16 protein-coding genes are annotated in these 12,716 nt (G+C 64.8%); 12 read left to right on the top strand and 4 right to left on the bottom strand.

Annotation, left to right across the window (positions count from 1 at the left end; translation table 11 throughout):
- Position 1 precedes the first annotated feature (1 nt).
- The 12 genes from K0S66_RS15205 to K0S66_RS15150 all read left to right on the top strand — a co-directional run bounded on the left by K0S66_RS15205 (position 2) and on the right by K0S66_RS15150 (position 10,692).
- Entirely contained in the window at positions 2-1,762 is a 1,761-nt protein-coding gene (locus K0S66_RS15205; RefSeq protein WP_301076315.1) for a hypothetical protein, read from the top strand.
- Positions 1,763-1,837: 75 nt separating this feature from the next.
- On the top strand, positions 1,838-2,401 hold the full coding sequence (locus tag K0S66_RS15200) for a phage baseplate assembly protein V (RefSeq protein ID WP_301076314.1): 564 nt from the start codon (positions 1,838-1,840) through the stop codon (positions 2,399-2,401).
- A 52-nt stretch (positions 2,402-2,453) separates the two neighbouring features.
- On the top strand, positions 2,454-2,819 hold the full coding sequence (locus K0S66_RS15195; RefSeq protein WP_301076313.1) for a GPW/gp25 family protein: 366 nt from the start codon (positions 2,454-2,456) through the stop codon (positions 2,817-2,819).
- Between the two features lie 13 nt (positions 2,820-2,832).
- Positions 2,833-4,002, top strand: a complete 1,170-nt coding sequence (locus tag K0S66_RS15190) for a phage tail sheath subtilisin-like domain-containing protein (RefSeq protein WP_301076312.1) — start codon at positions 2,833-2,835, stop codon at positions 4,000-4,002.
- A 41-nt stretch (positions 4,003-4,043) separates the two neighbouring features.
- On the top strand, positions 4,044-4,556 hold the full coding sequence (locus K0S66_RS15185; protein ID WP_301076311.1) for a phage major tail tube protein: 513 nt from the start codon (positions 4,044-4,046) through the stop codon (positions 4,554-4,556).
- 70 nt (positions 4,557-4,626) lie between these two features.
- Positions 4,627-4,953, top strand: a complete 327-nt coding sequence (locus tag K0S66_RS15180; RefSeq protein WP_301076310.1) for a phage tail assembly protein — start codon at positions 4,627-4,629, stop codon at positions 4,951-4,953.
- 8 nt (positions 4,954-4,961) lie between these two features.
- Positions 4,962-5,078 (top strand): GpE family phage tail protein, encoded by a 117-nt coding sequence (locus K0S66_RS15175; protein WP_301076308.1) that lies wholly within the window; start codon positions 4,962-4,964, stop codon positions 5,076-5,078.
- Position 5,079: 1 nt separating this feature from the next.
- Positions 5,080-7,464 (top strand): phage tail tape measure protein, encoded by a 2,385-nt coding sequence (locus tag K0S66_RS15170; protein WP_301076307.1) that lies wholly within the window; start codon positions 5,080-5,082, stop codon positions 7,462-7,464.
- The gene (locus K0S66_RS15165; RefSeq protein ID WP_301076306.1) at positions 7,464-7,853 is read left to right on the top strand and encodes a phage tail protein; all 390 of its coding nucleotides are present in this window, start codon (positions 7,464-7,466) and stop codon (positions 7,851-7,853) included. The genes K0S66_RS15170 and K0S66_RS15165 overlap by 1 nt, the downstream gene beginning before the upstream one ends.
- The gene (locus K0S66_RS15160) at positions 7,850-8,887 is read left to right on the top strand and encodes a contractile injection system protein, VgrG/Pvc8 family (RefSeq protein WP_301076305.1); all 1,038 of its coding nucleotides are present in this window, start codon (positions 7,850-7,852) and stop codon (positions 8,885-8,887) included. Before K0S66_RS15165 ends, K0S66_RS15160 begins: the two co-directional genes overlap by 4 nt.
- A 605-nt stretch (positions 8,888-9,492) precedes the next feature.
- Entirely contained in the window at positions 9,493-10,104 is a 612-nt protein-coding gene (locus K0S66_RS15155; RefSeq protein WP_301076304.1) for a hypothetical protein, read from the top strand.
- A gap of 198 nt (positions 10,105-10,302) precedes the next feature.
- Positions 10,303-10,692, top strand: coding sequence for a hypothetical protein (locus K0S66_RS15150; RefSeq protein ID WP_301076303.1), 390 nt, complete (start codon positions 10,303-10,305; stop codon positions 10,690-10,692).
- A 1-nt stretch (position 10,693) separates the two neighbouring features.
- Here the strand turns inward: K0S66_RS15150 and K0S66_RS15145 are convergent, their stop codons facing one another.
- From K0S66_RS15145 to K0S66_RS15130, 4 genes are all read right to left on the bottom strand, one after another.
- Entirely contained in the window at positions 10,694-11,188 is a 495-nt protein-coding gene (locus K0S66_RS15145) for a hypothetical protein (protein WP_301076302.1), read from the bottom strand.
- Positions 11,189-11,269: 81 nt separating this feature from the next.
- Entirely contained in the window at positions 11,270-11,557 is a 288-nt protein-coding gene (locus tag K0S66_RS15140; RefSeq protein WP_301076301.1) for a hypothetical protein, read from the bottom strand.
- Positions 11,558-11,566: 9 nt separating this feature from the next.
- A complete protein-coding gene (locus K0S66_RS15135; RefSeq protein ID WP_301076299.1) occupies positions 11,567-12,346 on the bottom strand; it encodes a hypothetical protein in 780 nt (259 codons plus the stop codon).
- A gap of 39 nt (positions 12,347-12,385) precedes the next feature.
- A partial coding sequence (locus tag K0S66_RS15130) for a S24 family peptidase (protein ID WP_301076298.1) occupies positions 12,386-12,716 on the bottom strand: 331 nt, incomplete at its 5' end.

Below are 12,716 nucleotides of genomic sequence, written 5' to 3'. Positions count from 1 at the left end.
CATGGCCAAGATCTCGGCGCTGCCGATCGTCAATGATCTCGCGGAAGACGTCCAGTTCCCCGTCGTGCAGAGCCGGATCACCAAGCGTCTCTCGATGCTCATGCTCTCCACGGCGATCGCCGCCTCGCTCCCAAACTATTACAAAGGTGACAAGGGCGATCCCAGCGGGCCGCTCGGCTTTGAATCCGTCACGGCCGACACGATCAGCAGCGACGACGCAGCCAACATCGCGGACAAGCTCGGCGCGCTTCGTGCCGGCGCCCCTTTTCGATCGATCGTGCCTGATCCCGGTCAGGGCAGCGCCTCGCTCGAGTTCTTCTTTGAATCCGTATTGGGTCAGCAGCGAGACGGCATGCTGCTTCACATGGCGGCGGACGGCGAAGGCAGCGGCGCGTACCCGATCCACATCCTCTACTCCGCGGGCAAGGACGTCACCACGGGGGGCGCCTTCGGCGCCGCAGCCAATGGCAAGGGCCGGTCGTTCGCCGGGGTGTTCAACAAATATGAGGACGGTCCTGGCGGAGGCGCCTCGGGGAACCGCGTGGGCAGCGGTGATGGCTTCGGCCTGCTCGGCAACTTTGCGAGTTCGGGTACCGGAGCCGCCATCCGCGCGATCAAGCAGAACGTTACTGGAGTTGCCGGCGGGCCGAGCGGGATCGGCCCGGCGCTGGTGGTTGACAATATCAGCGAAGAGGGCGCCGGTATTGTCAGCACGACGGCCGCGAACACCCGGTCTGCCGTGTCAAATACGTTCGAGCGGCAGAACGTCACCGCTGGCATCGTTACCCGTGTTCAGATCCTGAAAGGGGGCGAGCGAACCGGCATGCTTAGCGGGCTGGACGTGATTGTAGCGCCGGGCACGCCACTCACCGGTGCAGCGCCGATGACCGGTGCTGCGATCACGCTCACGGCGAACGTGCGTGGTTCGGTGGAAGCGACCGGGCTGACGATCGTCAACAATGCCGGTGGTGGATCCAGCGGTTACGGCACCGTCATCGGCTGCTTTGGAGACAACGACCTCAATACCGGCCTGTTCGCGCAGGCAGCAGGCGGACGATACAACCGTGCCGCGCGCTTCGACGGCGACATTGCTACCAGCGGCAACATCGTTCCGACCGCTGATGCGGAGCGTAGCCTGGGCGGCCCCGGCGCTCGCTTTTCGACCGTCTACGCGGCCAGCGGCACCATCAACACCTCAGACGCGCGTGCAAAGATGTGGCGCGGCAGGATGAGCGAGGCGCATCTGCGTGCCGCTCGGCGCATCAGTGCGCAGATGGGGCTCTATCAATGGCTCGACCAGATCAAGGCGAAGGGCGAAGACGCTGCTCGCGTCCACTTTGGTGCGAAGGCGCAGGATATCATCGAGATCTTCTATGACGAAGGGCTCGAAACGCGACCGGCACCTGGCGAACACCCCAGCTTCAGACATGCCTTCCTGTGTTACGACCATTGGGATGACGGCTTCGAAGACGTCATGGTCCCTGGTCGCGTCAAGAAGCTGGTCACCGTGCCGGTCGACACCGGCGTGCGTGAGTATGGCACGAAGAACCCGGCCAACGACGAAGAGGACGCGATCGGCGTTCCCGTTTTCGAGTTCAGGGAGATCGAGCTGGAAGTCGATGGCTTGGTGAAGGATGGCGAGCGCCTCGCCCGCCTAGCGGGCAACCGCTACGGTTTGCGTATCGGGCAACTCGCCCTGTTCCTCGCCGCCGCCAACGCCGAACGCCTGAGCCGATTGGAGAAGGCGCTGGAAGCGGCCTGACGACAAAACCGCAGGCCGGTCGTGTAGAATAGCTTTCTACACGACCGGCCACTCGCACTCGCGAACGTGCCGCGCATGGTCGCGGTCATGGATCCCCGCGATACCCAGCGCCTGATCGGCGATCTTGCCCGCGAAGGCACCATTGCGTCCGTCGATCTCGCGAACGGCACGTGCCGTGTGCAGATTGCCGATGAGCTGACGACCGGCGATATCCCATGGCTATGCAGCCGTGTCGGCAACACGCGCGTCTGGTCGCCCCCCAGCGTCGGCGAACAGGTGCTGGTGCTGGCGCCGGAGGCGGATACCGAGCGTGCGATCGTCGTCGGCAGTCTCAGCTCTGACGCCAGCCCGCATCCCGCAAACGACGGCTCGACCCTGATCGAGTTCGAGGACGGCGCGCGGATCCTCTACAACCCCGAAAGCCACACGCTCAACGCGGTGATGCCTGATGGCGGCAAGGCGCTGATCGAGGCGCCGGGCGGCATTCGCCTGGTCGGCCCCGTCAAGATCGAGGGCGACATCGACCTGCAGGGCAAGATGACGGCCACCGATGACGTCGTAGCGGACGGCAAGAGCCTCAAGAGCCACAAGCACACCAATGTCCAGGCAGGCGGCGCCGTTTCGGGTCCACCGCAATGATCGGCCTTCCCGCCTTCTTCCTCCTCCAAAGTACCACTTTGGAGGACGTGCCATGATCGGCATGGATCGCACCACCGGCAAGCAGATCGAGGGCGCCGACCATCTGCGCCAGTCAATCGCCGATATCCTCGGTACGCCGCTGGGCACCCGCGTCGGCCGGCGCGATTACGGCTCGCGCATTCCCGAGCTGCTCGATCAGCCGCTCAATGATCTGACGCGGATCCGCGTCTTCGCTGCCGCCGCCCTGTCGCTGCTGCGCCAGGAGCGCCGCGCCCGGATCGATCGGATCGCGCTCGAACCCGGCGACGCCTCCTGCAGCGCCCGCCTCATCGTCACCGGGCGCCGCAACGACGTCGTCGGCCCATCCGCCGCCTTCGCCTTCTCCACTCCCCTCTCCGCGCTCAGCGCGCTCGTCTGAAAGGATCCTCGCGATGTCGTTCTTCCACGGTATTTCCGTCACCGAGGTGCCCGGCTCGCGCCGCACCATCGCCACCGTCGCCACCGCCGTCATCGGCCTGGTCGCGACAGCGCCCGCTGCTGACGCGGCCGTCTTCCCGCTCGACACGCCGGTCAAGGTCACTGTCCTTGGTGATGCCATCGCCGCTGCCGGCGCGACCGGCACGCTTCGAGCTGCGCTGGAGGCTATTGCCGATCAGGTCCGCACCACCGTTGTCGTCGTGCGCGTCGCGCCCGGCGCCGATGCCGAGGCGACCGAGGCAGCGGTGATCGGCGCCGACGTCAACGGCGTAAAGACCGGCCTGCAGGCACTGCTCGCGGCCGAGGCGCAGATTGGCGTTCGCCCGCGCATCATCGGTGCGCCCGGCCTCGATACCGAGGATGTCGCAGAGGCGCTGGCCGACGTCGCCAAGCGGCTGCGCGCCATGGCCTATGCCGCAGCAATCGGCGCCGATCGGCAGCAGGTCGCCGCCTATCGCGCGAACTTCGATCAGCGCGAGCTGATGCTGATCTGGCCGGACTTCACCGCGCCGCTCGGCCTGAACGGCGCCGACGTGCCCAGCTTCGCCGTAGCGCGTGCTCTCGGTTTGCGTGCCGCGATCGACCAGACGCAGGGCTGGCACAAGACGCTGTCCAACGTACCGGTCGCTGGCGTCGATGGCCTCACCAAAGACGTCCAGTTCGACATTCAGGATCCGGACTGTGACGCCAATATCCTGAACGCGGCGCAGGTGACGACGATCGTGCGCCTGGCGGGCGAGCTGCGCTTCTGGGGCAACCGCACCTGCGCGGATCCGGCAAGCGCCTTCACCTTCGAAAGCGCGACCCGCACCGCGCAGATCCTCGCAGACAGCATCGTCGCCGGCATGCTGTGGGCGATGGACAAGCCGCTGACGCCCAGCCTCGCCAAGGACATCGTCGAGGAGATCAATGCCAAGTTCCGCGAGCTGAAGCGCGAGGGCAAGATCCTCGGCGCCGTCGCCGAGTTCCGCGCCGACAAGAACCCGGTCGACACGCTGAAGCAGGGCAAGCTGCTGATCAGCTACCGCTACACGCCGGTCCCGCCGCTGGAGCACCTCGCGTTCGAGCAGGAGATCTCGGACGAGTTCTTCGCCGACTTCGCCGCCCTGGTCGCCAACGGCTGATCCCGGCCGCCACTCCCCCTCTACCATCGAAGGAACACGCCATGGGGATGCCCCGTAAGCTCAAGGATCTGATGCTGTTCAACAGCGGCGGGCCGTACATCGGCCAGGTCGCATCGTTCACCCTGCCCAAGCTCACCCGCAAGCTCGACGACTGGCGCGGCGGTGGCATGGACGGCACCGTGAAGGTCGACCTCGGCAGCGAGGCGATGGAGGCCGAATGGACGCTCGGCGGGCCGATGCGCGATGTCCTGTCGCAATATGGCGTCACGCGGGTCGACGGCATCGGCCTGCGCTTCGCCTGCGCCTATCAGCAGGACGACAACGGCGCGGTGGATTCCGTCGAGGTGATGATCCGCGGTCGCCATGAAGAGATCGACATGGGCGAGCAGAAGCTCGGCGAGGGCGGCGAGTTCAAGGTCAAGACCGCCGTGGCTTATTACAAGCTCGATTGGAACGGCGTCACCGTGATCGAGGCCGACGTCCTCGCCGGCATCCTGATCGTCGACGGCGTCGACCGTCGCGCCGAGCTGCGCGCGGCGATCGGCCTCTACTGACCTCTCCCACCTGACCGCCGGCGACCCCGTGTCGCCGGCGCCGTTTCCCGATCCAGCGAAAGCCGCCACCATGACCGACATTGCCACCCTTGCCGCTTCGACCAGCCTCGCCACTGTCGCCCTCGACGTGCCGCTCGATCGTCCCGGCGCCGACCCGATCACCACCGTGCAGGTCCGCAAGCCGAACGCAGGCGAGCTGCGCGGCCTGACCCTGATGGCGCTGTCGCAGCTCGACTATGGCGCCCTCGAAACCCTCCTGCCGCGCATCACCATGCCGGTCCTGCACAAGGCCGACATCGCGCGCCTTGATCCCGCCGATCTCATGCAGCTCGGCGGCGAGGTGATGGATTTTTTGCTGCCGAAGGCCGCGAAGGAAGCGGTCTCCCCGGCGACTTAGAGGAAGTGATGGCGGATCTGGCGCTCGTCTTCGGATGGACGCCGGCCGCCATGGATCCGATGACGCCGGCCGAGCTGATGGGCTGGCGAATTAAGGCGGCGAAGCGCCACAACCCGGAAAGCTGACATGGCCGATCGTAACCTGCGGATCCGCATGCTGCTCGAAGCGGGCGACCGCGTCTCCCGCCCGCTCCGCGACATGGCCGGCGGATCCAGCAAGCTCGCGCAGTCGCTGAAAACGACGCGCGACCGGCTGAAGGAGATTGATCGCGCCCAGGCTGACCTCGCGGGCTTCCGCCAGCTGAAGGCCGGCGTGCAGTCGACCGCCGCGACGATGCAGGCCGCTAAGACGCGCGCCGCGGCGCTCGGCCGCGAGATCGCGAAAACTTCGGCACCGACAAAGGCGATGACGCGGGATTTCGCCAAGGCGAAGGCCGAGGCCGAACGCCTGACGCGCCAGCACCAGGCCGAAACGAGCCAGCTGCAGCAGCTGCGCGAGCGGCTGCGCGCGGCTGGCGTGGAGACCCGCAACCTCGCCCAGCACGAGCGCGACCTGCGCGCACAGTCGGCAGCGGCCAATCGCGAAATCGAGGAACAGAGCAGCCGCTTGCGCGAGCTTACCGACCGGCAGCGCCGCGCCTCGGCCGCGCGCGAGAAGTTCGCCCGAATGCAGGGCATGGCAGGCGGCATGGCGGCAAGCGGCGCAGCGGCGATCGGCACCGGCGTCGCGATCGGCACCGGCGTCTGGCGCGGGGTGAAGCAGGCACAGGATTACGAGGCGGCGATGACGTCCATCGGCCAGAAGGCGGATCTCTCCCGCAAGGCCAGCGGCCAGCTGGGCCGATCGCTGCTCGCCTCGGCCCAGGCGGCGAACCAGCTGCCCGATGCGATGCTGCAGGGTGTGGACGCGCTCGCCGGCTTAGGCCTGTCGCCGCAGCAGGCAGCGATCATGATGAAGCCGATCGGCAAGGCGGCGACAGCCTATCAGGCAGAGATCGCCGATCTGTCCGCCGCAGCGTTCGCCGCCAAAGACAATCTGAAGGTGCCGGTCGACCAGGCGGGGCGTGTCATCGACATCATGGCCGAGGCCGGCAAGCAGGGCGCGTTCGAGATCAAGGACATGGCGGGATCCTTCCCGTCGCTCACCGCAGGCTATCAGGCGCTCGGCCAGTCGGGTACCGGCGCCGTTGCGGATCTCGCCGCTGCGCTGCAGATCGCGCGCAAAGGCGCAGGCGACAGCTCCACCGCCGCGAACAACGTCGCCAACGTCATCCAGAAGATCAGCTCGCCGGGCACGATCAAGGCATTCTCGAAGTTCGGCATCGATCTGCCAAAGGCGCTGAAGAAGGCCTATGCCGAGGGCAAGACGCCGCTGGAGGCCATCGCCGAGCTGACCAAGAAAGCGACCGGCGGCGATCTCAGCAAGATGGGTTTCCTGTTCGAGGACGCGCAGGTGCAACAGGGCCTGCGCCCGCTGATCCAGAACATGGAGGAATATCGCCGGATCCGCGCCGAGGCGGCGGGTGCCAGCGGCGTCACCGATCGCGACTTTGCCGAGCGGATGAAGGATTCGGCCGAACAGTCGAAGGCGCTGACCGTCAACGCACAGGCGCTGGGGATCACGCTGGGCGCTCTACTGCTGCCCACCGTCAACAGCGTTACCAAGCGCCTGACCGCCTTCGCCGGCTGGATCGGCAAGGCGGCGCAGCAGCACCCGCGCCTCGCGAAAGCGGCCGTCATCGGAACCGCGGCAATCGCCGGGCTGTTCCTCCTGTTCGGCACCGGCATGATCATCCTGGCCGGAATCATGGGGCCGATCGCGATCATCAACGCCGGCCTCACCGCCATGGGCGTCGCCGGCGGTGTCGCGTCGATCGGCCTGCTGCCGATCGTCGGGACGGTGATGGCCGTGCTGGGCGCCATCGCTCTGCTCTATGCCGCGTGGAACCATTGGGACACGATCAGCGCCGCCTGGTTCTCCTTCTGGGGCGGGATCCGGCAGGGCTTCGTCGACGCAGGCAACTGGCTGAAAAGCAGCGGCGTTGCGCTGTTCAAGACGGCCGGCACGATGATCATGCAGGGGCTGCTCGGCGGGATCGATCCGGGGATCGTGCTGGCGAAAATCCGCAGCATCGGCAGCGGCGCCATCAGCACCTTCAAGAGCGTGCTCGGCATCCGCTCCCCTTCCCGCGTCTTTGCCGGGCTGGGTGGATACATGATGGAGGGCCTCTCCAACGGCATCGAGGGTGGCGAGAACGGCCCCATGTCGCGCCTCCACGGCCTGTCCCGTCGCATGACCGGCGCGATCGCGGTCGGCGCCATGGCAGGCGGCGCGGGATCCGCCGGCGCTGCCGCACGCGCCGCCCCGGCCGCCCCCATCACGATCATCGTGCAGGGTGCGCCGGGGCAGAGCGAGGAGAAGATCGCCCAGATCGTTGCACGCAAGCTCGCCGAAGCACAGGGCGCCGCCACCCGCAACCGCTCCACCTTCGCGGACGAGGATGACTTCTGATGCTGCTGGCCCTCGGACTCTTCGCCTTCGGCATCTCCACCCTCGCCCATGACGAGCTGCAGCGCCGCGCGTCATGGCGCCATGCCACCTCGCCGCGCATCGGCGCGCGCGACGCGACGCAATATGTCGGGCCCGGCGAGGAAACGATCTCGATCAGCGGCACGGCCTATGCGGAGCTGAGCAACGGCAGCGCCTCGATCGACGAGCTGCGCACTATGGCGAACAGCGGCGATGCATGGCCGCTGCTCGACGGCGCCGGCCGCGTGTACGGCGCCTATGTCATCGAGACGATCGACGAGGGCCAACGCGTGCTGCTCGCCGATGGCACGCCGCTGAAGATCGATTTCACCATCAACCTGCTGCGAGTCGATGACGAGGCGCGCGCATGAACAACGTGCCCGATTTCCGCCTGACGATGGGCGGCACCGATATGCGCGGCACGCTGTTCGACGAGGCGGCGAAGCTGCTCGACATCACCGGCAAGGTGCGTCCGCGCCTGATCTCGCTGGGCCTGTCGGAAAAGCGCGGCGAGGAGGCCGACCAGCTCGACATCGTTCTCGACGACAGCGACGGCAAACTCGATCTCCCGCCCAGCGGCGCAACGCTGCAGCTGCAGCTGGGGTGGAAGAGCGGCAGCGACGTCGCGCCCGGCCTGGTCGACAAGGGCCGCTTCATCGTCGACGAGGTGTCGCACAGCGGCCCGCCCGATCAGGTGACGATCCGCGCCCGCGCGGCAGACTTCGCGGGCGACATCAAGACGCGGCGCGAGAAGAGCTATCACGACACCACGCTAGGCGCGATCGTCGCGCAGATCGCCGGCCGGCTGAAGCTCACGCCGAAATGCGCCCCAGCGCTCGCGAAGATCGCGGTGCGCAGCAAGGCGCAGAGCCGGGAAAGCGACATGGCTTTCATCCGCCGCCTCGGCCGCGAGCATCACGCCGTCGCTACGATCAAGGCCGGCGCGCTGATCCTGTCGCCGATTGGAGCCGGCATCACCGCCAGCGGCAAGGCGCTGTCGGCGATCACCATCCGCCGGCGCGACGGCGACGCCCACCAGTTCACGCGCCAGACGCGGGACGATGTTCCCGGTGTCATCGCCAGCTGGCATGACCGCAAGGAAGGCAAGCGCCGCACCTTCACCGCCGGCAAGGCAGAGGGCGCGAAGAAGCTGGCGCGGGTATATCCGACCGAGGAGGCGGCGCAGATCGCCGCCAACGCGGCGCAGGCCAAGGCAGGCCGCGAGCGGGCGTCGTTGAGCCTCATCCTCGCCTTGGGCCGCCCGGATCTCGCTCCGGAGCAGAAGGCAAAAACGACAGGCTACAAGGCAGCGATTGATCAGCTGCGTTGGATCATCACCGAGGTGAGCCACAGCATCGGCGATAGAGGATTGATAACAAATGTGAAACTAGAAGCGGACAGATGATCTTTCATTCATCCCCGCGGGCTTCCAATTCCGGAACCGAAGCAAGCAGATTATACTGAGAGATAGGAGCGGGGTTTTCTTAGTTCCCGGCATAATACGCGGGCACTAATGCCAGGATAGCGGCCACTTTTGTCGCAAAGCAAATATGTGATACTTACCTTGCAGGGAGGATATGGACGATGAAAGTTTCCTACTTTCTGCCTGCCAGCCTAGTGGCCATGACACTGATCTCCGCGTGTTCAGACGACGATCCAGACAGTCCGCCTCCGATCGTTTCACCGACGCCGTCACCCAGCCCCAGCCCAACGCCAACCCCTAGTCCCACTCCGACCCCAAGTCCCACTCCAAGCCCGACGCCATCTCCGACACCTGTCTATGGCTCATTCCCAATTTCGGGCTCTGCTCAGTTCTCCGCATCACTCGCCCAGACAAGTTACACCGGCCGCCTAAGCAACGCCGATTTTCAGCTTGGCCCGGCCAGTACCACGCCGCCGACAAGCGCAGCGAACTTCGAAGTAGCAACTGCACTTGGCACCCGTTCATGGACGGTCCGGTCTGATGACGAGGTCAGCGTCTTCAACCCGGCCAATCTCGTCGAGCGGCCCATGGATGGTGATGGCGAGTACGACTTTGCCTTCCTTAACCGATGGGGCTTTCTGTCCTCGCGCCTTACAATCCTCGAAAACATCGAAACCGCCAGTCGATCTACAGATCCGGCTGCGTCGCTGACGAGCGTTAGCTACTACAATTGGTCGCGGGAATGGTCGGATGTGGTTCAAGGAAGGCTGACCGGAGGGGTTTTTGGCTATCCCACGCAAGCCGGAGATAGTCCGACGAGCGGCACGCAAACCTTCTCCGGCTGGGTGCGGGGCAATGTGCTACGGACGGGCTTCACGATGGTGACTGGAGTTGAGGGAACGGCCACTGTCACGCTGGATTACTCTGGCAGGACGAGCTCGGTTACCTTCAACCTTCGCACCAAGCTGCCGCCTATGGTGTCGGAAGGCGCCCGGATAAACTTCGGCACCTTCACGGCGCAGGGCTCCCTCGCTGCATCAGAGATTAACGCATCGGTGAACCAGTCAGGCTACACCGGTACGCTCACCGGTAGGACATTCGGCCAGGCTGCAAGCGAGGTAGGTCTAGCGTTCGCGCTAAGCTCCAGCCTGAATAACGGGCAACAACGCTTTGTCGGAGCAATCGTGGCACGTCGATAGCGCTATATGCACTCGCGAAGGTCGCGGTGCGCAGCAAGGCGCAGAGCCGGGAAAGCGATATGGCATTCGTCCGCCGTCTCGGCCGCGAGCATAACGCCGTCGCCACGATCAAGGCCGGCGCGCTGATCCTGTCGCCGATCGGCGCGGGCACTACCGCCAGCGGCAAGACCCTGCCAGCGATCACCATCCGCCGGCGCGATGGGGACACGCACCAGTTCACGCGCCAGACGCGCGACGATGTTCCGGGCGTGGTTGCCACCTGGCACGACCGCAAGGGGGGGGAAGCGCCGCACCTTCGCCGCCGGCAAGGCAGACGGCGCCAAGAAGTTGGCGCGAGTATATCCGACCGACGAGGCCGCGCAGACCGCCGCCAACGCCGCGCACGCCAAGGCGGGTCGGGAGCTAATGTCGTTAAGCCTCACCCTCGCGCTCGGGCGCCCCGATCTCGCCGCTGAGCAGACCGCGAAAGTCAGCGGATACAAACCTTCAATCGACGTTATTCTCTGGAAGGTGGCTGAAGTGGATCACACCTTGAGCAACGCCGGCTTCATCACGAGTTTAAAACCAGAAAGACAGCCTGAAACTTAGTTCATATCAACTGCATATGCCCCTGGCGGAAGTGCGCAGAAGCCTTGAGCGCAGGCGCCTCAGCCGCTGCCACCAAGCTGCGATTACCGCGGATCGCTGTCAACATCACGCCCGCGATGATAAAAGGAGCTGCGACCAAGCTGGCAAACGGGCTGCAAGCCATGATCGAAGCTACGTAGAGTCCCGCCATTTCGTCGTAACGTGGATTCTGGCGAAGCTTACTTTGCCCAGTGCCATTTGGGCGCGCGCCGAGAAGCGCACCCGCCAGCAGGTAAGCAGCGGCAAACGGCAGCATCAGGCCTACGACCGACGAGGAACTCGACTGAATCATCCACTCGACCGTCTCGCGATCATCCTGTGAAAGATGCCGCTCATCCAATATGTCGAGAGCGATCTCCTGGAGACGCACCCGCGCAGGCTGAGACAACAGCGTCGTCGCTATGACGATCGCGCCATACGCCACGAGTAAAAGCAGGATTGTCGTAAGAGCGCTCATTTGAACCTCACGAACATGCCCTTCATATGCCTATATGGATTGAACATATCAACCAACCTGTGAACCGTTCGTTGCAACGCCTCACCGGCGTCGCCGACGCCCAGCGCGCTCAAAGCGCAAGACGGCGAGGTCATGACGAACTTTGCGTCGCACGAGTTCGATCGCAAACGACACGAGCATCCATCCGCCATAGGCGTAGAAAATTGTTCCCTCTTCAGCCTTAATACGATCACGTAAATCGCTAACCCAACTGGAGTAATCTGCAAATGCGCTGCCCACACCAAGAAGCGCAAGGAACAAGCCAGTGACCTTGAGGAGATAACGTCCGGGATCGAAGCCACTGAAAAAGCGTGGTCGCTGCTTAGCCAAGGCTTCGTCTCACCGGCTCGCTACGGCGCCCGCTTGCGCCTCGGCAAGGAGCTCCTCAAACTCAGCACCCCAGCGATGCTCAGCGTCACAAATCACGCCGTCGGCCGCGACTACACGCTGCACGAAACGGGATAGGATTGCCGCCGACGTGCTACTGTGCCCGTACTGCGTTATGGCCGCCCGGAACACCTCGCCGTCGGGCGCCAGCCGGCGTGCGTGAGCCACGATCTCGGGCAAGGGAGGCTCATTCTCCCATTCCTTTCGGATCCACAGCGAGCAGACGAACTCCTCAATCACCTGCTCTTCAAGCTCGTGCCAATGCCCATCGCAACGAGCCATGAAACACAGCACGTTTAGACCGGCCACGATCAGCGACTTGCGCTGCGATGTGGTGTTCCAGTCGCTCTTCCCGACCTTGTGTGCGCCGACAACGAACTGCTCGAAGAGGGTACCGTCGCCGAGATGCTGGCGGGTGACGACGTCGTGCACCTGAAGGATGCCATCACAGTAGAATGTCTTGTATTTACGCGAGGTGCCGCAGATCGCGCCTACGCGCGGCTTGTTGTTAAAATACTCATATCGCCGGCAGTTGATTACCCGATCGGTGACCACGCCATCCGCGTCCGCATATTCGATAGCACAGATAAACCCGGCGATTACCTGCGGCGTGTCATCGGTCGGCGGGGGCAGCTCCGCAGCGTCTTCTGCCATTTCAATCGTCAAGCTCGGCGGCAAAACTGCCGCCTTTTCGGTCAGCCGCCGCGCTGATTGGCTAACATTCTCGAGCATGCTCCCCCCTCCATGCGCCGGCCTCCCCAGGCCAGCTTGTCACAGTCTTCGAACTATGTGCGATACGCGCCCTACGATGTGGATTTCCTCGGGATGTGCAGTGTCCGGCGGCACGTGCGCATTGTCTGACAGGATCGTGACCTGTTCACCGCGAACCCGGAGGCGCTTCATCATCGCCACCTCGCCGATCGTGAAAGCCCAGATCGCGTCCTGATCGCGCACCGACCGGTCTGAACGGTCGATCAGCACCAGATCATTGTCTTCGATCGTAGGCGACATCGAGTTTCCGCGCCCCCGTGCCCACGCAAGCTCCTGCGGAGCGGTGCTGGTGAGCGACTCGAGCCATCGCCTTGGAAAGTGGAGGACGTCG

Origin of the sequence: Sphingomonas sp. (genome assembly GCF_029239295.1) — a bacterium.
In the GTDB taxonomy this organism is placed as follows: domain Bacteria; phylum Pseudomonadota; class Alphaproteobacteria; order Sphingomonadales; family Sphingomonadaceae; genus Sphingomonas.
The sequence above is the reverse complement of the archived record's forward strand: the minus strand, read 5'-3'. Positions and strand labels throughout refer to the sequence as shown.